Below are 21,956 nucleotides of genomic sequence, written 5' to 3'. Positions count from 1 at the left end.
TTTACGAAATCAACGTTCCATTCCCAACACTATCGGCATCAGGATTGACAAATACCAGTTTCCCTTCGGCATTAGTAGTCATCAAAATCATTCCTTGACTTTCCACACCACGGAGATTTCTTGGTGCCAAATTCACTAAAACAGTTACGCGTTTTCCAATAATATCTTCTGGTTTAAAACTCTCGGCAATTCCCGAAACAATCGTGCGAACGTCAATTCCGGTATCGACTTTCAAAATCAATAGTTTATTGGCTTTTGGCATTTTTTCGGCATCCAGAATCGTTCCCACGCGCAAATCCATTTTGGCAAAATCATCAAACTGAATTAAGTCTTTTTGTGGCTCGACCATTTTATTTTCGGCTTTGTTGGCTGTTTTTGTAGCTTCTAGCTTGTCGATTTGTTTTTGGATTTCCTCATCTTCAATTTTGGCAAAAAGTAATTCAGCTTCGCCAATTTGGTGTCCAGCGGGTAATAAATCGGAATTTGTTGCAACATCATTCCAAGTCATTTTTTTTATAGAGACGTTGCATTGCAACGTCTTTACCAATTTTGTAGCGGTAAACGGCAAGAAAGGTTCACATAAAACCTGCAGAGCAGCTGCAATTTGCAAGGCAACATACATTTGTGTTTGAACACGTTCTGGATCGGTTTTTATCATTTTCCAAGGCTCTTCGTCGGCAAGATATTTATTTCCCAATCGGGCCACATTCATCAATTCGCCCAAAGCCTCTCTAAATCTATAACGTTCCAATGAACTTGAAATCACCGCTGGATAGGCTTTTAATTCGGTCAAAGTTTGTTCGTCCACTTCGGAAAGTTTATTTGGTTCAGGAACAATTCCGTTGTAATATTTGTTGGTTAAAACCACGACACGGTTAATGAAATTTCCAAAAATTGCTACCAATTCGTTGTTATTTCTTGCCTGAAAATCTTTCCAGGTAAAATCATTGTCCTTGGTTTCCGGCGCATTCGATGTCAATGCATAACGCAAAACATCCTGCTGATTTGGAAATTCTTCCAAATATTCGTGCAACCAAACTGCCCAGTTTTTGGAAGTCGATAGTTTATTTCCTTCCAAATTCAGGAACTCGTTTGCAGGAACATTGTCCGGTAGAATATAACTTCCTTCCGCTTTCAGCATCGCAGGGAAAATGATACAATGGAAAACAATATTATCTTTCCCAATAAAGTGTACCAGTTTTGTATCTTGATCTTTCCAGTAAGGCTCCCAGTCTTTTCCTTCTCTTTGAGCCCATTCTTTGGTAGAAGAAATGTAGCCAATCGGCGCATCAAACCAAACATATAATTTTTTTCCTTCGGCACCTTCAACCGGAACGTCAATTCCCCAATCGAGGTCACGGGTTACGGCGCGAGGTTCCAATCCGCCATCAATCCAGGATTTCACCTGTCCGTAAACATTCGGTTTCCAGTCATTTTTATGTCCGACAAGAATCCATTCTTTCAAAAATTCTTCATAGCGATCCAAAGGCAAAAACCAGTGTTTCGTCGATTTCAAAACCGGAGTTTCTCCCGTAATGGTCGATTTTGGATTAATCAAATCTGTAGCGTTTAAAGTCGAACCACATTTTTCGCATTGGTCGCCATACGCTTCTTCATTGCCACATTTTGGGCAAGTTCCCACCACAAAACGGTCTGCCAAGAATTGGTCAGCTTTCGCATCATATAATTGTTCGGTCACTTCCTCGATAAAATCGCCCTTGTCGTATAATGCTTTGAAAAATTCCGAAGCAGTTTCGTGATGAATCTTGGCCGAAGTTCTGGAATAATTGTCAAACGAAATTCCAAAATCCAAGAACGATTTTCGGATAATTCCGTCATATTTATCAATTACTTGCTGTGGTGTAATGCCTTCCTTTTTGGCTTTCATCGAAATCGCCACGCCGTGTTCGTCGCTTCCGCAAACAAACAAAACGTCTCTTCCCTGCAAGCGTAAATATCTGGAATAGATATCCGAAGGCACGTAAACACCCGCCAAATGGCCTATGTGAATGGGTCCGTTTGTATAGGGTAACGCCGCCGTAATGGTATATCTTTTAGGATTCTGTAACATAATTAAGTTTAATTTGTTGCAAAAATAAGCAATAGAATTGAGAGTTTTGCCGTTTTTATTAGAAGCATTTTTTCGCTTACTTTTTATATATTTGTGAATATTATTTTCAAAAATCGCATGAAAAATCCAAAAAGAATTGGCCTTTTATTATTTCTGATTTTTTTGGTATCAAACAGTCAAGCACAACACAATATGATAACACCGCCCAATTTAAAAAAAGGAGATACCATTGCCATAGTGGCAACAGCCAGAAAAAACATTGACGACAATTTGAAACCGGCAATTGACTTGGCTAAAAGTTGGGGATTGGAAGTTGTTATAGGAAAATCGATTGGGTTAGATGACAATCAGTTGGCAGGAACCGATGAGCAACGCGCTTCCGATTTTCAAACCATGATGGACAATCCCAATATTCACGCGATTTGGTGCGTTCGTGGAGGTTACGGAACGGCAAGGATGATCGATTTAGTCGATTTCTCTAAATTCAAACACAACCCAAAATGGATTGTTGGTTTTAGCGACGTGACCGTTTTGCACAGTCATTTAAGTAATCTTGGGTTTGCAACCATACACGGAATCATGCCCGTAAATGTAGAAAAAGCATCGCCGGAAGTGGAGGAAACGTTGCGAAAATCGTTGTTTGGCGAATCATTAAGTTATGTGGTTCCGTGCGAAAATGAGAATAAATCCGGAAATGCAGAAGGCGAATTGGTAGGGGGAAATCTTTCTATTTTATATAGCTTAATGGGATCGAAATCCCAAGTGGATTGTAAGGGGAAAATCCTTTTTCTGGAGGATCTGGACGAATATTTGTATCATATAGACCGAATGATGTTGAGTTTAAGACGTTGCGGTTGTTTTGAGGGTTTAAAAGGTTTGGTTGTGGGTAGTTTTATAAAAATGCACGACAACGAAATACCATGGGGAAAAACTGCTTATCAAATCATTGCCGATATTACCAAACAGTATAATTTTCCAGTGATTTATAATTTTCCGGCAGGGCACATACACGAGAATAATACGTTGATTTTTGGAAAGAAAGTTATTTTAGAAGTAGGTGATAAAGACAGCAAAGTGATTTTTGAATGACGATTGTCAATTAACAATTTTTGATTTTTAAAGGCTTTTGTTATTAAAATCTGCAATCAAAAATCAAAACTCTTAACTCTAAAATTTCATGGCCGAACACAACGAATTAGGCAAACTCGGAGAAGAACTCGCTGTGGAATTTCTGCAAAAAAACGGCTATGCTATCTTAGAAACCAATTGGACTTTTCAAAAAGCGGAGATTGACATCATAGCCCAAAAAGAAAATATTCTCGCCATTGTTGAAGTGAAAACCCGTTCTAGTATCGATTTTGGTTTGCCCCAAGATTTTGTAAAGCCCAAGAAAATCCAACTTTTAGTGAAGGCCGTAAACGAATATGTCATTTCAAATGATTTAGAGTTGGAAGTCCGTTTTGATATTATTGCACTCCATAAAGAGGGGAAAAAATTCAAATTAGAGCATTTAGAGGATGCTTTCTATTATTTTTAAAATGTTGTATTTGTAACAAATTGTTTTTAATGTTATATTTGCAGAATATTTTGAACAATAATAAAATTAGCATAGCCGAAATTCGACGACAATAGTGATGAATTTCAGTTAATACTATTACTTATACCTACTAAAAAAAACCACAACAAACACAACTCCATATGAAAACAGTTTCCTCTATTGTAGAAAATTACATCAAAACCAAACCTTTTTTGTTAAGTGCTTTATCTCAGGGAATCATCAATTTGACCTCTTTGTCTAGAAATATGATGATTGAATTGGACAGCGAATTTGGGAAAGAGGTAAAGCAGGGCGCTATTGTAATGGCCTTAAAACGATTATCCGTAGATTTAGATTTTAGGTTAAATCATAAAATTGTAAAGGTTTTAAAAAATTTAGGGGAGATTACCGTGCGTTCCTCTTTAAGTGACTATGCGTTTGCGGTTTCTGACACTATTTTTAACAATCAAGTGGAGTTGATTTCTGAAATCAATAATTATTCTGAAATTTTTTATACTTCCTCGCGTGGCGTGAGCGAAACCAATATCATCGTTAGTGAAAGTGTTGGCCATCTGGTTGATAAATATTTCGCAAATGAAAAATTGATTCAAAAATTGGATAATTTAGCTTCTATTACCGTGAAATTACCCAATGACAACGTGGTAATTCCGGGTATTTATTATTTTATTTTTCAGCGATTGGCCTGGGAAGGAATTATTATCAATGAAGTTATTTCTACATCCAATGAATTTACCATTTTAGTGAGTGAAGAGGTTGTGGATGTCGCATTTAGAGTAATTAAGGATTTGAAATCGCTATAGGTTGTAAGTCAGTTATTTGTAAATAAAAATTAACATTTTTTGAATCTAGAGTTTCACAATAATTCATTCATTGAAATTAAATAATGATTACATTTGGAGACGTATTAGAATAACAATAACACATATGAAAAAAATTATTGCAATTGTTACCTTATTAATTGGTTTCGGGGCTTATTCACAAAAGGAGGTGCCCAAAAAAGTTAATGGATTAATCGCTCAAAATGTTGTTTTTAAACCGTATTCCGTTTTATCTGCATTGGATCAAATTACAAGTGGAGATCTAAATAAAGCCTTGAAAAAATCAACGGTAGCCCAAATTAAGATGCAATCATTAGCGGATTTAGTGGCAAGTAAACAGGAATATATAGAAGTTCAAATTCCATACCAAGGTAAAATTATTACTGTTCAGTTGTATAAAGTCAATTTGTTTGCGGAAGGCTTTCATATCGATACCGATAAAGCAAAGTCTATTCCTTATGAACAGGGCGTTTATTACAGAGGAATCGTAAAAGGGGATTCCAGTTCGACTGCATCTTTCAATTTTTTTAAAAATGAGATGAACGGGATCATTTCCAATGGATTCTTGAAGAATTTAGTCATTGGTAAAATGGATAAAAAAGATAATCTTACCGATTATATTATTTATTCTGATGACGACCTAAAGGTTTTAAATAATATAGAATGCCATACAAAAGACGAAGCAATACCTCAGTCCAGTAACGTACAAAGAACTACACAAAGGGCAAGTGCAAGATGCGCGACCATGTATTTTGAAATTGATAATAATTTATTTCTAGATAACGGCAGTAATACAACAACAACATCAAACTGGATGTCTTCGGTTTTTAACAATGTGCAAACACTTTATTCAAATGATGGAATTAGTATTTCACTAAAATCATTATATATATGGACGACACCGGATCCTTATGAAGGCGTAGGAACTAAATCAATTGATTATTTAAATAAATTTAATGCGGTTCGACCTGTATTTGATGGAGATGTGGGTCAATTAGTAGGAGAAGATGCCGGAAGTATGGGTGGACTTGCCAGAACAATTGGCGGATTATGTACGGATTATAATTATAGTTATGCTGATGCAAATTTTAGTTACAATACGGTACCCACTTTTTCTTGGACGGTTCAAGTTATTGCCCATGAAATGGGACACTTACTCGGTTCAGCTCATACTCACGCTTGCGTATGGAACGGAAATAACACCGCGATTGATGGTTGCGGACCAACTGCAAAAATTGAATATAAAGAAGGGAATTGTGCCATCGCAACAGTTCCCGCGGCAGGAGATGGCGGTACCATCATGAGTTATTGCCATTTGCTTCCAAGTATTGGTATTAATTTAGCCAATGGATTTGGTCCTCAACCAGCCGCGGCTATTCTGTCTTTGGTGAATAGTAGTACTTGTTTGAGTACGGATTGTATCCATACCTGTATCAACACTGTATCAGAACTCACGCTTGCTAATGTCACAAACACTTCTGCAATGATATCTTGGACAGAAGTTGCGAATGCCACTTCTTGGGAAATTGCGGTAACGCCTTTTACAACCAAAACTCCCAAATGGATTTCCGTTTTTGACAATAGCTATGCCGCACTGGATTTGTTGCCAAATACCTATTACACCGTTAAAGTTCATTCCACATGTGATTTTGGACTAACCCCACCGGACAGGCAATTGGTTTTGGTTACAAATAGCGACTATTGTAACGGCATTGTGGTAACGGATACGGGTGGCGCAACAGGTGAGTATACCGATTCGGAAACCTATGTAAGAACGATCATTCCTAATATACCTAATCGAAAAATAAAACTGACTTTTTCCAGTTTTGATTTAGAGCAAGATTTTGATTATTTATATGTTTACGATGGAAATTCTACTTCTGCAACCGATTTAAAACCAGAAGGATTTACCGGAACAATTATTCCTGGGCCATTTGAATCTACCGCTGCCGATGGATCTCTAACCTTTAAGTTTTATTCGGATTCTGGGGTCGTAGCGCCAGGTTATGTGGCTAATATTGATTGTGTTGCGACACTTGGAAATTCAGAATTCATACCCAACATTGATTTTACATATTTTCCAAACCCCAGTAATGGTTCGGTAACCATAACTTCAAAAACAATAATGAAAGAACTGTTTGTTTATAATCCCGAAGGGCAGCTTTTATATCATACTATAATCGATGGTATGAACACTAAAGCGGACATTTCTTCTTTTGCAACCGGAACCTATTTCTTCAAATTGAAGTTCGACGAAAAAGAAGTGAATTTTAAAATATTGAAAATGTAATAGAATTTAATTCTTTTTAGAAAGAAACCCCGATGGCATGAATTTGCCAATCGGGGTTTTATTTTTAGGATTGAGACTATTATTTCTCCATCAGTTCCAATGCTTTCCTAATTGATTTTACGTGTTCAAAAGTCAATAATAAGGGCAATCCATTCGGTGTTTGTTTCTCTTTCATTTTTGTTTGAGTAATAAAATAATTTGATCTTTCTCTTTTAGACGAAGCTCGTATTGTTCAATGAGTTTAGTCATAACTTCTTTATTGGTTTGAAAGTGTTTTTCAGCGTTATAAGAACTTAGGAGTTCATCATTAGGCTGATAAATAACTTCTTGAACTTGTTCATTAAAAAGAAAAGAAACGGAAACCTCTAAAATTTCTGATATTTTAAGCAGTTTGGTTGCCGTTAATCTTTTATCATCCTTTTCTAAACGGCCATAATTGCTTTGTGTAATATTTAACTCTAGAGCCATATTTTCTTGGGAAATATTTTTCTTTTCTCGTAATTTTCTTATTCTTGCTCCAATTGCAGTCATATTTTGAATATTTATTTACACAAACACTAAATTTTATTTATTATATGAATTGTCAGTCCCATGCCGTTTATCTACTTTTGATAATAACGAAAAAAATCTTACTTTATTGTTAACGTCAATGCGCATGGTAATTAATAAAGATAAAATTTAGAGTTGTTTTAAATTATTTATAAACCTTAAAAATCATTAAAATAGAATTTTAATAAAACGAACCTATTTTGTTTCAGATAAACTAAATAGGTTTGTTTTTCTTATATATTTAAATATGAAAAAAATATTTTTTGTTTTTCTTGTGTTATTGCAATTATCTGCAAAATCCCAATATTTGGTTAATTATAATTTTATAATGAAATCCTATGATTCTTTTGGAGAATCCAAATCGGTATCAAAAGGTTATTTATATACAAATGAAGTAAAGTCTAAATATATTTTCTCAAGGGTATTAAATGGCAAATATGAAGAAGTAACGGTTCACTCTAATAAAGATATTGAAAAAAGCAGTAATGATAGAAATGAAAATCAAAGAGGCGATGGCATTGGTTCGAACGTAATGAATAATTTCGAAACAGATTCTACTTTTTCTCGAGTATTTTTAAATGATAAAAACAAATATTTTCTAATAAAGGAAAAGAACGAAAAGTTAGATTGGAAAATAGTTAATGAATATAAAACTATCAGTGAACTTAAATGTCAAAAAGCTACAACAAATTATAATGGCAGAGATTTTTTTGTTTGGTTTACCAACCAGATACCTGTAAGTTCAGGCCCATGGAAGTTTTCAGGTTTGCCAGGTTTGATATTGGAAGTTTCAACGTTTGATGGCAATAAAAAGTATGAAGTTACTGAGCTTAAAAAAATAGATTACAAAGAATTTAACGAGGCTTTCTCTGTAATGCCTAAAATGGAAATAATTACTTTTGAAAATTATAAAAAAAGCATAGTAGGGCAAGTTGAAAAAATATTTAAATATAAAAAATCACAATCTCCAGATAGTGATTTTCAAATATCTATAGACGATTTACAATTTCCATTGATAGAATTTAAATAGTCTAATTTTGTATTACATTTTAAACCTGTTTAAATTTTAAAATAATTTAAACAGGTTTTTAATTATTTATTTATGTTCAAAAAATGTATCCTTTTACTTTTTTTATTTATGAGTCAATTTATAGTTTCTCAAACTATAGTTGGTAAAATACAAAACACACTAGGCAATCCATTGCCTTTTGCTAATGTAATGATAAAAGACGCTAAAACCCCTACTCTTATAATTGAATATGTTATCACCAAAAAAACAGGAGATTATAAACTGGTATTAAAAAATACCTATCCAAAAATTATAATTCAAGTTACAGTAAACGGTTATTTTCCGGAAACCTATAGTATTGAAAATCCTAAAAAAGAAGGAAGCTATACTCATGATTTTGTATTACAAGATGATGCAGTAAATCAATTGAAAGAAGTGGTAATAAAAAATGAAAAAAAACCGTTTGTTATAACTAAAGACACTATAAAATATAATGTTTCAGCTTATATGGATGGTAGCGAAAGAAGAATTGAGGACGTTATAAAAAAACTCCCTGGCGTGGAAATAAACGACAAATCAGGAGAGATTACTTATAAAGGGAAATCAATTGAAACTGTTACGCTTGAAGGCGATAATTTGTTTGGCTCTAATTATTCGATTGGTACAAAGAACATCAATGTAGATATGGTGGAACAAGTACAGGCCATACAAAACTATTCTGACAACCCACTACTTAAAGGAATTGAAAACGGAGATAAAGTATCCTTAAATTTGAAACTTAAAAAAGGAAAAGTGGATTTTTCTGGTAGCATTGATGTCGCCAATGGAATTAAACAAGATGGTAAAGGTGCGTATGATGAAAGTGCAAGTATTATGGAAACTACTAAAAATTTCAAATCATTTGGAATGATTTCTTATAATAACATAGGTAAGAATGATACTCCTTTTGATTATTTTTCTTTTAACGAAAATATAGAACAGATAAAAGAAAATGATATTACGGCAAAAAAATATATTCCAGAAATTGCTTTTTCATGTGCTTTGGATGAAAGCCGTGCGAATATAAATAATACATTATTTAGCAATTATAACACTATTTTTAAAATAGGCAAAAGGATAAGCATTAAATCAAATCTATATTATGTAAACGATAAAATTTCTACAAACCAACTTTCTGAAAGCAATAACACTATTAATAATGAATCATTTATAACATCAGACAGTTACTTTATTGAGAAAAAACCAACCCAATATCGTGGAAATGTAGATATTAAAGCAAATACTTCTAAAAAATCTTTATTGGAATACAAATTTAAAATAAGTCAGGAAAATATAGTAACACTGTCGAATGTAGTTCAGAATAATAATTCTAACTATGAAACTAATCTGAAGTCCGAAAATTTTTATCTCAAACAAGCATTACTTTTCACTCAAAAATTTTCGGATAAAAAAGCATTACAAATCTCTGTAAATCATTCTACTAATTATATCCCTCAAAACTTTAGAATAGCTCCATCTATTTATTATTCTCCAAATTATACAAAAGATAATCAATATAGCAATAGCAAGAAAAATTATTTAGGTTTTGAATCTGTATTATTAGGCAGAGCAAATACTGCAAAATATACTTTTACAGTTGGTGGTTTTTTAGTCGAAAATCCCTTTAATTCAGGTTTAAGAAGCAGTAATGACACTTCTGAAATACCAGTTGCGGATTTTCAAAATGATTTAGTATATAAAAAATCTTCTTTATATACATTAGGTTCTTATAATTTTATTTACAAAAAATTAAAAATTTCACCTTCGTATTCATTAAAGTATTTAAACCAAAATTTAGAAAACAGTTTAGAAAATACAACCAAAAACAATAATCATATTATTTTTGAGCCGAACATAACTGTTAAATATGGAATCAATGAAGTTTCAAATATTACAGGAAAAATAGGTTATAATGAAAAATCAATTGCAGAAGAGCATTTGTTCAGTAATTCGATTTTGGTTAGTAATAGAATTTCAGAATCAAATATCCAAAATTTAGCAATACAAAAAGCACTCACTTTTGCGACTTATTATACTGTAAATGATTTGTATAAACAATTTCAATTAAATTTAGGTGTAAATTTTTCGCAAAATAGAGGTGATTTTTTTTCAAATATAAATGTAAAGGAAAATAATACACAGATAGAATATTTTTATTTACCTGAAAATTATAAAAATCTAAATTTAAATTTTTTAATAGAAAAATACATTCCAGTTTTTGAGAGTACAATTCGGTTAAAATCGAATTATAATTATTCTGATTATAAAAATATTATCAATAATTCTGATTTAAGAAACAATACAAATCAATATGTTAATTCTGAAGTGTTTATTAGAACGGTATTTGACATAAAAATAAATTTTGAAAATGTTGTTCAATATTGTTATAATAAATCACAGAGTGAAGAAAATAAATTTATTAATTCTTCTTTAAATGATACTTTCAAGATAATAATAAAGCCGAATAAGAAATGGTTTGTTTCGTTTTCTTCAGATTATTATTTGCCAAATACAAAATTGAAAACCAATTACTTATTTTTGGATGGTAGTATAAGATTTACTCCAAAAGCTAAATTTTTTGATTTTAGTTTTGTTGTAAAAAATCTTTTAAACAATAACAATTTCACTCAAATTCAAACTAATGATTATTCAAAGACCCTATTTCAAACTAATTTAATTCCAAGATATTTCATCTTAAATGCAACTTATAATTACTAAAGAAAGGGAGCTATTATCTTATCATCCTTGCATTAACTCCATCAACTCCAGCGCTTTCCGAATGCTTTTTACATGCTCAAAAGTCAATAGTAATCTTAAGCCATTCGGTGTCTGTTTCTCTTTCATTTTGCACAATTGCGGTTGTTTTTGCACAAACTGCAACACTTTGTGAAATTGTGGCGAAGTATAATAATTGCTTTGCTGGTCGGAAACGAAATAGTAAATCATCTTGCCTTGTTTCATCACCAGTTTTTCGACGCCAAGTTTAGTGGCAATCCATTTTATTTTAATACTGTTCAGTAGCGAAATAGCCTGCTTTGGCAAGAGACCAAAACGGTCAATGAGTTTGGTTTCATAAGCCAACAACGTTTCCTCGTCTTTAATTAAGCTCAGCTCGTTGTACAAATTCAGTCGTTCAGTTATGTTATTGATGTATTCGTCTGGAAACAACAACTCAAAATCAGTGTCAATCTGTAGGTCTTTCACGTATTCTTTTTCGGGTTTTTCTTCATCTGCATACAACTCTTTAAATTCGTTTTCCTTGAGTTCTTCAATGGCTTCATTCATTATTTTTTGATAGGTGTCAAAACCTATTTCATTAATGAATCCGCTTTGTTCACCACCCAATAAATCGCCGGCACCACGAATTTCTAAATCCTTCATGGCAATGTTAAATCCGCTGCCGAGTTCACTAAATTGTTCTAATGCTTGAATTCGTTTTCGGGCATCATCCGTCATGGCTGAATACGGCGGACAAATGAAATAGCAAAACGCTTTTTTGTTGCTACGTCCCACACGACCCCGCATTTGATGCAAATCGGATAGACCAAAATTATTGGCATTGTTAATGAAAATCGTGTTGGCATTCGGCACATCCAATCCGCTTTCGATAATTGTGGTAGCCACTAAAACATCGAATTCACCATTCATAAAAGCCAACATCAATTCCTCGAGTTTGCTGCCTTCCATTTGGCCGTGACCAATTCCTACTCGGGCATCCGGAACCAAACGCTGAATCATTCCAGCCACTTCCTTGATGTTTTCAATTCTGTTGTTAATGAAAAAAACCTGTCCGTTGCGCTGAATTTCATACGAAATTGCATCCCGAATCAACTCTTCGCTAAAACCAACCACATTGGTTTCTATCGGATAACGATTGGGTGGAGGCGTGGTTATAACCGATAAATCCCTTGCAGCCATCAATGAAAACTGTAAGGTTCTTGGGATAGGCGTTGCGGTTAATGTTAGCGTATCCACATTGGCGGCAATGGTTTTTAATTTGTCTTTGACGTTGACGCCAAATTTTTGTTCTTCATCGACAATCAGCAATCCCAAATCTTTAAAAACCACATTTTTATTGACTAATTGATGCGTTCCTATGACAATGTCGAGTTTGCCTTCAGCTAATTGTTTGAGTGTTTCTGCTTTTTGCTTGGCGGTTCTAAACCGATTCAAATATCCCACAGAAACGGGCATTTCCTTTAATCGTTCGGTAAAAGTCCTGAAATGTTGGTAGGCCAAAATGGTTGTGGGAACCAAAACGGCTACTTGTTTTCCGTTATCGACGGCTTTAAAAGCCGCACGAATTGCGACTTCGGTTTTCCCGAAACCTACGTCACCGCAAACCAAACGATCCATAGGGCGATCACTTTCCATATCGGATTTGACTTCTGCTGTCGATTTGGTTTGGTCGGGTGTATCTTCATAGATGAACGAGCTTTCCAGTTCGGCCTGCAAATAACTGTCGGGAGCGTACCGAAACCCTTTTTCCAATCTTCGCTTGGCGTACAATTGAATCAGGTTGAACGCGATATGTTTTACTCGGGCTTTGGTTTTTTGTTTTAAAACTTTCCAAGCATTCGAGCCGAGTTTATAAATTTTAGGAGGTGTGCCGTCCTTGCCGTTGTATTTCGAAATCTTATACAACGAATGGATGCTCACGTACACGATGTCATTATCGGCATAAACGAGTTTGATAGCTTCCTGGGTTTTGCCTTCGACCTGAATTTTTTGCAAACCACCAAACCTACCAATTCCGTGATCGATGTGCGTGACGTAATCGCCAACAGAAAGCGTGGTGAGCTCCTTTAAGGTGATGGTTTGCTTTTTCGAATAATTATTTTTGATGCTGAATTTGTGATAGCGTTCAAAAATTTGATGGTCGGTATAACAGGCAATTTGGTTTTCCTCATCTATAAAACCTTGATATAAGGGCAAAGTGATGGTGTTGTACTGCTTGCGAATGCTTTCATGATTGGCTTCATCTAGGGTTTCAAAAATATCATGGAACCTTTTAGCCTGGGCATCATTGGAACAAAAAAGATAGTTTTTATACCCATTAAAATGGTTGTCGTTCAAATTGTTTAACAGCAAATCGAATTGTTTGTTGAACGAAGGTTGAGGTTGAATATGAAATTCGAATGTTTTCTGGATTCTGTAAATGGGTTTAGAACTTAATTCAAGGATTGAAAAATCCAAACTTTTCTTGACGAATTCCGTTTGGTTTACGAACAACTGTCCCGGTTCTACATGGCTTACAGTAGCATTCAGGTTTTTAAAAATTTCATCGGCTTTGCCAAATAATTTGTCTAATTTGGACAAAAGCAACTCTGTATTCTGGATGCAAAGGATGGTTTTGTTGCTGATATATTCCAGAAAACTTTCTCTGTTTTCCTGAAAGAATTTATTCTCGACATTGGGAATAATCGTGATTTTATTTTGCTTTTCGATAGAGAGTTGTGTTTCTACGTCAAAACTTCGAATGCTGTCGACTTCGTTTCCAAAAAATTCAATTCGGTATGGATTGTCATTCGAAAAAGAAAAAACGTCAATAATACCACCACGAACGGAAAATTCTCCGGGTTCAGTGATGAAATCAACGCGCTTGAATTCATATTCAAACAACACTTCATTGATGAATTCAATAGAAATCTTGTCGCCAACGGCTACTTTTAAGGTATTTTTGTCCAGCTCTTTTTTGGTTACCACTTTTTCAAAAAGGGCTTCGGGATAGGAGACAATTACGGCTGGTTTTTTGCGGGAATTAATGCGGTTCAATACTTCGGCTCGAAGCAAAACATTGGCATTATCGGTATCTTCTATTTGATAGGGACGACGATAAGAACCTGGGTAAAATAATACATCTTGCTCCCCTATGAGTTGTTCTAAATCGTTCAAATAATAGGCAGCTTCTTCTTTGTCGTTGAGTAAAACCAAAAAAGGTTTTTCAGTTTTCGTGAAAAGGGACTGAATCACAAACGAAAGTGATGAACCAATCAATCCATTAAGGTGAATTTTTTGTTCGGGTGTTTGCAAACAATCTATAATTTGCTTGACTTTTGGCGAATTGGCGTAGGTGTTTAATAAATTAGCTTTACTCAATTTACGGTAAAATTTTATCTTTTTTAACTGACGGAATCGCACGAGAGGTGTCTAACATCCGTATCATGTCTGATTCGCCTTCTTCTTTAGGAATGGCATTTTTTCTGATAATTTCGTCCATTTGTTGGGTCAATGAAAGCATTTCCTGATTGATTTCTGAAACTAAAGTCACCACTTTTTGATCTGGAATGTCGTCTAAATTGATGAACAAATTGATGGCGTTGATTTTAGTAGTCAGCACCGAAATTCTGCTTTTTATTTCCGGCTTATTGAATGGAGCCGGAATGGTATTGTTTAAATCCGATACCTTTTTAGATAAGGTTTTAGCTTTTTTCTGGAAAGCACCTATAGAACTTTTAGGTTTTAGATTTAATTCCTCTACAAACTGCCGCCATTCGTTCCACTTATTTACTATGGATTGGGAGGCGGGAACTAATCTAGGATTAGAAAAATTCCATCCTTTATTGATGTTCTCAAAAATGATTTCTTTTTTCTTAGCATCCTTCATGTTCTCTGCATCTCGTTTTTCCGCATTGTCATTGCACGAAACGAATGTCAGCGAAGTAGAGAAGCAAACAAGGGAAAGGAATAAAAAAAGAATACGGGAACAATTGAATTTCATTCGTCTTGGTTTTGATTGCAAAGTTACAAAGGTAAAAGGAAAGTTAAAACAGTTGGCCTATTGTTAGCTTTAATTTTGTTAAAATAAATTGGAACGAAATGGGATACGTATACTTTACGAAATCGTTATATTTACATTTTAAAATGCTATAAAAATGGAAACCAAAATTCTAATTATTGGGGCTTGTGGGCAAATAGGTACCGAATTAACCCAAAAACTTCGACAGATTTATGGTACAAATAATGTTGTCGCTTCCGATATCCGGAAAATGAATACCGATGTAGTAAATTCTGGTCCTTTTGAAGTGGTCAACGCATTAGATTACAATCAGATTCAGCATTTAGTAGAGATTCATAATATTACGGATGTCTATTTAATGGCCGCTCTATTGTCAGCCACAGCCGAAAAAAATCCTGCATTTGCATGGGATTTAAATATGAATTCCCTTTTTCACGTGTTGAATTTGGCCAAAGCCAAGAAAATTAAAAAGGTATTTTGGCCTTCGAGTATTGCTGTTTTTGGCCCTACCACACCTAAAGAACACACGCCTCAATATACGATTATGGAACCCACAACAGTGTATGGGATCAGCAAACAATCCGGGGAGCGGTGGTGTGAATATTACCATCATGTTTTTGGTGTGGATGTGCGAAGTGTTCGGTATCCGGGATTGATAAGTTGGTCTTCTCCCCCTGGTGGTGGTACTACAGATTATGCAGTGGATATTTTTCATAAAGCATTGTCAAACGGAAAATATGACTGTTTTCTTGCTTCGAAAACTAAAATGCCGATGATGTATATGGATGACGCAATCCAGGCTACTATCAAAATTATGCAGTCAGAGGCGGAACTCATTAAGATTCGTTCTTCTTATAATTTGGCCGCTATGAGTTTTACACCATCTGAGCTTGCTTCTGAAATTAGAAAACATCTTCCAGATTTTGAGATAACTTATAATCCAGACTCTCGTCAGCAGATTGCAGACAGTTGGCCAGCGAGTATTGATGACAGCGAGGCCAGAAAGGATTGGGGTTGGGAACCTGAATTTGATTTGGTCAACACAACACTTGCCATGTTGGAGAATTTGAAAAACCATCCAAATTTTATCTAGTTTTAAACTTTTCAATCGATAGGGTTTCAATAGTTATTTTGGTTCTGGAAGATAATTGGGGGTCAATTTAATGCCTAGTTTTTTGTTTTATATCAAGGAATTAAGCAACATTTATTGGATATGCTAATTTGAGTTTTTGTATTTTTATAAACGCTTACGTAAATATGTTTCAAAGTATGAGAAAGTTTATTTTGCCTATGGTTATTGTTGCTTTTGGTTTTTCATTTGCCAATAGTTCTTGTAAAAAGAATGAAAATCAGGCAATAGTATCGAGGGTAAAGTCGATTTTTGCTCAAAAAAACTTAAAAGAGGATGATGAGGCAAACTTTGACAGTACATTAGTGGCGCCATTTTTCGTGAATCATCCAAAGTTGAAAAGCTATCAATCTGATGTGGAAGCCTTATATAAAAAACATCAGTATCATTATGTTTGGTTTGACAAAAAAGGAATTAATGAGGTGGGAGGTTTGTTGTACGGCAAGATTAACAATATAGAAGCGGAAGGAATTGAAGCGGTTGTTCCGTATAAATATAAACTAGATGAAATTTTCCAAAATGCAGCCAATATGCAAAAACCAGATGTTACCACTGAGTTATTGTTGTCGTCACTGTATTTTTTTTACGCCGATAAAGTGTATCGTGGATTGGATGAAAAAAAAACGCAAGAACTGGGATGGTATTTACCTCGAAAAAAACAATCCTATGTCAATTATTTAGACTCTTTATTAGTTAACCCTTCATTAATAAACAAAGACGAGAAAGAAGTATTGGGGGAATATTATAGACTTAGAGAAGTGCTACAACAATACCGTGAATTGGAGAAAAAAGGAGGGTGGAACACCATTGACCTTGATCCGAAAATGGAGCCGTTAAAACCAGGGGATAGTTCTGGAACAATTGCCCAAATTAGGCAACGGTTATTTATTATTGGCGATGTTTCAGTAGATTCCAAAAGTGCTTTGTATGATGAGGAATTAAGGACTGGGATTTTGAAGTATAAAAAAGGAAATGGTTATACTCTTGATGCACTTATTACGTCCAAACATATTGCAAACATGAATGTATCAGTGGAGGAACGCATTAAAACCATTATAGTCAATATGGAAAGGTGCCGATGGATTCCAAGCGGTATCAAAAAATCGAAAGAATACATTTTTATTAATATTCCGTCCTATCGTCTAACCTATTTTAAGGACAATAAACCGGAATTAATATCGAAGGTGGTGGTTGGCAAAGCCATGAATAAGACTGTTGTTTTTAGTGCAGATATGAAGTATATAGTGTTCAGTCCGTATTGGAATGTGCCAAATAGTATTATTAAAAAAGAGCTATTGCCCGCCATGGTCAAAAATAAAAATTACCTTGCCCAACATGATATGGAGTGGAACGGAGGTAATATTAGACAAAGACCGGGGCCGAAAAATTCGCTTGGACTGGTTAAGTTTTTGTTCCCAAATACCAATTCTATTTATTTGCACGACACGCCTTCTAAAAATTTATTCAACGAAGAAAAAAGAGCTTTCAGCCATGGCTGCATTCGTATAGAGAAACCTAGAGAATTGGCTAATCTTATTTTGAAAGATGATAAGAACTGGACTCCTGAAAAGATTGATGCAGCCATGAACAGAGGGGTCGAATCGTGGTATACCCTCAAAAATAAGATTCCAGTATATATAGGGTATTTTACCGCTTGGGTTGATAAAGCAGGGTCAATTTATTTCTATGATGATGTGTACCATCGTGATGAACGCTTGGCGGCTTATATTTATGAGCAATAGAGCATGGATGGATTTGCTGTTAATTATAATGTTCTAGTTTTTTGGGACTGCCATTTTGTTTAGACTACCTTGTGCCATTGTTTTTCTAATTAAGCAATAATGTGTCCCAAGGAAAAACAATTTTGAAGTTTTAATTGCATCTTACATCGAAAATAAAGTGGGTATCTCGGAATGTTTTTTAAGTGATATTTTGGCTGGCCATTTGAAAGAAAATTTACGGGCTCTTATCCACAACAATTTGTTGGTTGCCGCAGGAACGGGTAATGCCGATAAACTGATTCACAATGATAAAGTGCGGAGCGATGCTATTTATTGGCTTGACAAAAAGCATAACAATCCATATGAAAATGAATTTTTTGTGCAGATAGAATCTTTTATTGCCTATTTGAACAGCAGTTGCTATGCCGGAATAACGGGCTATGAGTTTCATTATTCGTTATATGAAAGCGGCAGTTTTTATAAAAATCATCTCAATCAGTTTCAAGATAATTCCAGTAGACAATTTTCCATGATAAGCTATTTAAACTCCAACTGGACAGAGAGGGACGGAGGTGAATTGTTGGTTCATCAAGCAGGGTATGACCAGAAAATTTCTCCCACTCAGGGCAAAACGATTTTCTTTAAAAGCAACGAATTAGAGCATGAGGTGTTAGTTACTCAGGAACGCCGCATGAGTGTTACGGGTTGGCTGAAGTGGGATTAACACGATATAAATTTATTTGGTTGACCTCTATATTTATTTTCCAAAGTTAGAGACAATTCCTTTTCATGCGCATTTTTTTACATAATCATTTGTTTTTGGGATAAGTTATAGAATTATAATTGGTAATTGTTTTAATCACCACCTTGAGTTTAGTTATATTTACGCAAAAAAAAGATAAATATGGGTGCTTTTGTAATCAGTAAAAGATTTAATGGGGAATTTAAGTTTGTTTTTACCTCCAGAAAGGGGAAAACCATATTTACAAGCTTAAGTTATGCTACACAAGAAAAATGCGAAGCGGCTATTGAGTTAATAAAGGGAACCATAGAAAAGAGTACGTATCTAAAATTTAAATCGTCTAACGGGAAATATTTTTTTAAACTTGTAATTGATGAGATTGAACTGGCTTCCAGCAGAAAATATACCACCGAATTGCGATTGCAGAAGGGAATCAATGAAATCGTTCAATACGCCTCAAAGGCCGAAACGTTAGATTTCTCCTCGGATGATTTCATTTTTTCTGATTTGGATATTATAGAGCGTGAAATATAGAAAGGAAACAACGAGAAAAACATGATTTTCTTTGGTTTTTAAAATAGGCAAATAAAAAACCCCGCAAAGCGGGGTTTTAAAATCTTTAGAAATAAATTTCTAATTATTTTTTTGCAGCTTCTTTAGCAGTTGCAGCAGCTTCAGTTGAAGCAGCAGCAGCATCAGTTGCAGCAGCAGCAGCATCAGTAGCAACAGCAGCAGCAGAATCAACTACAACAGCAGCAGAATCAACTACAGCAGCAGCTTCAGTTACAACAGCTTCTTCAGCAGCAGGAGCTTCAGCTTGTTTACAAGATACTACAGTTAATGCAGCGATTACGGCTAAACTTAAAAATACTTTTTTCATCTTAATTTAATTATAAAAGGTTAATTATTAATTCGAGGCAAAGATATAAATTTTTTATTATGTAAATTTTTTTTTCAATTTTTTTTCAAAAAAATATTCTGTTGCAACGTCAAAACTATTTACAATTACTGTGCCAAAGTCTGGCTGTGGGTGAACAAACCGTTATTTTTCTGCATAAATCAATAAAAAGCTCGAATTTTTTATTGAAAACGGTATTATTCAACATGTTACTTTTTATTTGTCTCCTTAGGGTGTACCAATTTTAACTCATTTATTAAATTTTTTGCACCCGCATATTTATCCATAATAAATAATACATAACGAATATCTACCATTACATTCCTGCAAATCGATGGGTCATAGTAAATATCGCTCATTGTTCCTTCCCAAACTCTGTCGAAATTTAACCCAATCAAGTTTCCTTTTGCATCGATTGCCGGGCTTCCGGAATTTCCTCCTGTAGTATGATTGGTTCCAATAAAGCAAACGGGCATTTTTCCGTTTTTTCCATATGGTCCATATTCCTTGGTACGGTATAGATCGATCAATTTAGAGGGGACGTCAAATTCATAGTCGCCGGGAATGTATTTCTCTAAAACGCCGTCTAAATAGGTCATTGGCTTATATGTGATAGCGTCTTTTGGCTCGTATCCTTTCACTTTTCCGTAAGTGACCCTTAAAGTTCCATTAGCATCGGGGAAAATTCTGGAGTTTTTGTTCAATTCCAGCTGTGCTTTCATGTAGGTTCGCTGCAAATCCGTGATTTTCAAATTGATTTTCTCATATTTCGGAGCGACTTCTTTCAGGTATTTGTCGGCCATTTCTTTTACTAATTGAAAAGCTTTATCGGTATTCAAATTGGCTAAAACCGTTTTAGAATCGCCTGTCAGTAATTCTTTAGCGCCATTGTAATCTATTAATTTGGATTGTCCGTAAATTTCTGCTGTCAAGTTTTGGACATTGATATTTATTAAATGAGTCGGTAAAAATTGTTTCGGCGATTTGGTTGCATACAATTCCAATAATTGTTCAAACACTTTTTCATCGACGTTTTTGTTGAAATCCTTGTAGAATTCTCCCAAACCATTGCTTAAATTGTTTTTCCTGTCTGTAAAGGCCTGTTCTCCTTTAGTGTTGTAAATTTGTTCCAATTGGTACATTTTATAGGTAACGCTCAGCAGTTCCGTATTTCGCAACACGGTTTCAATAAAATAATCCCTACTTGAAGCATAAGGGGAGATTTCAGCATAATTTTTTTCAAAATCGGCAAGTAAAGTGCCGTATTCTGCCTGTTTTCCGGCTTTGATTACTTTTTCTTGGAATGCAATTTCCTGTTTTCTTTTGATGGCAACCGCATCCGATTTTTTTAATCCTTGCGTTTCGCCAATCCATTTTTTCCAATAATTGGCAATTCCCGCATATTTTGAAGCATATTGAATTTTCACAGCATTGTCCTTTCTCATAAAACCATCAGCAACTTTTAAAGCTTTTTCCCGAATTTCAATTTTGGCGGGATTCAATTCATTAATAATTTGTTCAATGGCAACGGCAGGTAAATATTCGGTTGTCTTTCCCGGATATCCAAATACTAAGGTAAAATCATCTTCCTGAACTCCGTCTAACGAAATTGGTAAAAAATGTTTTGGGGTATAAGGAACGTTATCTTTTGAATAGGTTGCGGGGCGATTATTCCTATCGGCGTAAATCCGAAACAACGAAAAATCTCCAGTATGGCGTGGCCAAACCCAATTGTCAGTATCCGAACCAAATTTTCCAATGGAACTAGGCGGTGTACCCACCAAACGCACATCCTTAAACGTTTCCGTCACAAAAAGCATGTACTGGTTGCCTTCATAAAAAGTTTTAATTTTATTCTCTTGCCCGCTTTCTTTCGGTATAGAAGTGCCTAAAATTGAAATATTTTCTTGAATTTTATTCTGTTTTTCAACCTCAGTACCTAAAGCTGCAACACCATCTAAAACCTTAGCCGTTACATCTTCAATTTTTACAATAAAGGTGACTTCTAGGTCTTCATTTGGCAATTCGTCCTCCATTTTATAGGCCCAAAAACCATTGGTCAGGTAATCATGTTCAACAGATGAATGCGTTTGAATGGCATCAAAACCGCAATGATGATTGGTCAATAATAGTCCTTTTGGGGAAATCACTTCCGAGGTACAACCGCCATTAAAATGGGGAACTGCATCTTTCAAACTGGATTTGTTTACATCATAAATGTCTGAAGCCGACATTTTCATGCCCAGACTTTTCATTTCTTTTTCGTTCATTCCTTGCAAAAGCGATGGAATCCACATGCCGCCTTGCTGGGCTTGGGTCTGAATGATAAATAGGAATAAGAATATTTTTAAAAATTTCATAGGTGGTATTTTATTGATTGTGCAATGTAAGAT

The 21,956-nt window shown here is 34.7% G+C and carries 16 protein-coding genes; 10 read left to right on the top strand and 6 right to left on the bottom strand.

Annotation, left to right across the window (positions count from 1 at the left end; all coding sequences use genetic code 11):
* Position 1: 1 nt before the first annotated feature.
* Entirely contained in the window at positions 2–2,071 is a 2,070-nt protein-coding gene (gene metG / locus DB895_RS03910; RefSeq protein ID WP_116724043.1) for a methionine--tRNA ligase, read from the bottom strand.
* A gap of 117 nt (positions 2,072–2,188) precedes the next feature.
* On the opposite strand from metG, the gene DB895_RS03905 reads away from it, so the two are divergent.
* From DB895_RS03905 to DB895_RS03890, 4 genes are all read left to right on the top strand, one after another.
* Positions 2,189–3,160 carry a S66 peptidase family protein gene (locus tag DB895_RS03905; protein ID WP_394336319.1) on the top strand — a complete coding sequence of 324 codons (972 nt, stop codon included), beginning with the start codon at positions 2,189–2,191 and terminating at the stop codon, positions 3,158–3,160.
* A gap of 88 nt (positions 3,161–3,248) precedes the next feature.
* Positions 3,249–3,608, top strand: coding sequence for a YraN family protein (locus DB895_RS03900; RefSeq protein WP_116724042.1), 360 nt, complete (start codon positions 3,249–3,251; stop codon positions 3,606–3,608).
* A gap of 161 nt (positions 3,609–3,769) precedes the next feature.
* Positions 3,770–4,429, top strand: coding sequence for an aspartate kinase (locus DB895_RS03895; protein ID WP_116724041.1), 660 nt, complete (start codon positions 3,770–3,772; stop codon positions 4,427–4,429).
* 124 nt (positions 4,430–4,553) lie between these two features.
* Positions 4,554–6,737 carry a M12 family metallo-peptidase gene (locus DB895_RS03890; RefSeq protein ID WP_116724040.1) on the top strand — a complete coding sequence of 728 codons (2,184 nt, stop codon included), beginning with the start codon at positions 4,554–4,556 and terminating at the stop codon, positions 6,735–6,737.
* Positions 6,738–6,908: 171 nt separating this feature from the next.
* On the opposite strand, the gene DB895_RS03885 is transcribed toward DB895_RS03890, so the two are convergent.
* The gene (locus DB895_RS03885; RefSeq protein WP_116724039.1) at positions 6,909–7,268 is read right to left on the bottom strand and encodes a helix-turn-helix domain-containing protein; all 360 of its coding nucleotides are present in this window, start codon (positions 7,266–7,268) and stop codon (positions 6,909–6,911) included.
* 265 nt (positions 7,269–7,533) lie between these two features.
* On the opposite strand from DB895_RS03885, the gene DB895_RS03880 reads away from it, so the two are divergent.
* Positions 7,534–8,316, top strand: a complete 783-nt coding sequence (locus DB895_RS03880; RefSeq protein WP_116724038.1) for a GLPGLI family protein — start codon at positions 7,534–7,536, stop codon at positions 8,314–8,316.
* Between the two features lie 414 nt (positions 8,317–8,730).
* A complete protein-coding gene (locus tag DB895_RS03875) occupies positions 8,731–11,052 on the top strand; it encodes a hypothetical protein (RefSeq protein WP_394336321.1) in 2,322 nt (773 codons plus the stop codon).
* A 21-nt stretch (positions 11,053–11,073) separates the two neighbouring features.
* Here the strand turns inward: DB895_RS03875 and mfd are convergent, their stop codons facing one another.
* Together mfd and DB895_RS03865 are read right to left on the bottom strand one after the other, a co-directional pair.
* Positions 11,074–14,379, bottom strand: coding sequence for a transcription-repair coupling factor (gene mfd, locus DB895_RS03870; protein ID WP_394336320.1), 3,306 nt, complete (start codon positions 14,377–14,379; stop codon positions 11,074–11,076).
* 55 nt (positions 14,380–14,434) lie between these two features.
* Positions 14,435–15,055 (bottom strand): hypothetical protein, encoded by a 621-nt coding sequence (locus DB895_RS03865; protein WP_116724035.1) that lies wholly within the window; start codon positions 15,053–15,055, stop codon positions 14,435–14,437.
* 154 nt (positions 15,056–15,209) lie between these two features.
* On the opposite strand from DB895_RS03865, the gene DB895_RS03860 reads away from it, so the two are divergent.
* The 4 genes from DB895_RS03860 (at position 15,210) to DB895_RS03845 (ending at position 19,199) form a co-directional block, all read left to right on the top strand.
* Positions 15,210–16,166, top strand: a complete 957-nt coding sequence (locus DB895_RS03860) for an L-threonine 3-dehydrogenase (protein ID WP_116724034.1) — start codon at positions 15,210–15,212, stop codon at positions 16,164–16,166.
* A gap of 176 nt (positions 16,167–16,342) precedes the next feature.
* The gene (locus tag DB895_RS03855; RefSeq protein ID WP_116724091.1) at positions 16,343–17,944 is read left to right on the top strand and encodes a L,D-transpeptidase family protein; all 1,602 of its coding nucleotides are present in this window, start codon (positions 16,343–16,345) and stop codon (positions 17,942–17,944) included.
* A gap of 157 nt (positions 17,945–18,101) precedes the next feature.
* A complete protein-coding gene (locus tag DB895_RS03850) occupies positions 18,102–18,647 on the top strand; it encodes a 2OG-Fe(II) oxygenase (RefSeq protein WP_243694619.1) in 546 nt (181 codons plus the stop codon).
* A 180-nt stretch (positions 18,648–18,827) separates the two neighbouring features.
* Positions 18,828–19,199, top strand: a complete 372-nt coding sequence (locus DB895_RS03845; protein WP_116724032.1) for a YegP family protein — start codon at positions 18,828–18,830, stop codon at positions 19,197–19,199.
* A gap of 103 nt (positions 19,200–19,302) precedes the next feature.
* Here DB895_RS03845 and DB895_RS03840 read toward each other — a convergent pair whose 3' ends face one another.
* Positions 19,303–19,545, bottom strand: a complete 243-nt coding sequence (locus DB895_RS03840; RefSeq protein ID WP_116724031.1) for a hypothetical protein — start codon at positions 19,543–19,545, stop codon at positions 19,303–19,305.
* Positions 19,546–19,772: 227 nt separating this feature from the next.
* Positions 19,773–21,923, bottom strand: a complete 2,151-nt coding sequence (locus tag DB895_RS03835; protein WP_116724030.1) for a S46 family peptidase — start codon at positions 21,921–21,923, stop codon at positions 19,773–19,775.
* Positions 21,924–21,956 lie beyond the last annotated feature (33 nt).

It is taken from the genome of Flavobacterium psychrotolerans (assembly GCF_003097635.1).
Lineage (GTDB): Bacteria > Bacteroidota > Bacteroidia > Flavobacteriales > Flavobacteriaceae > Flavobacterium > Flavobacterium psychrotolerans.
Note: the sequence above shows the minus strand (reverse complement) of the source record. Positions and strands in the feature narration are given on the sequence as shown.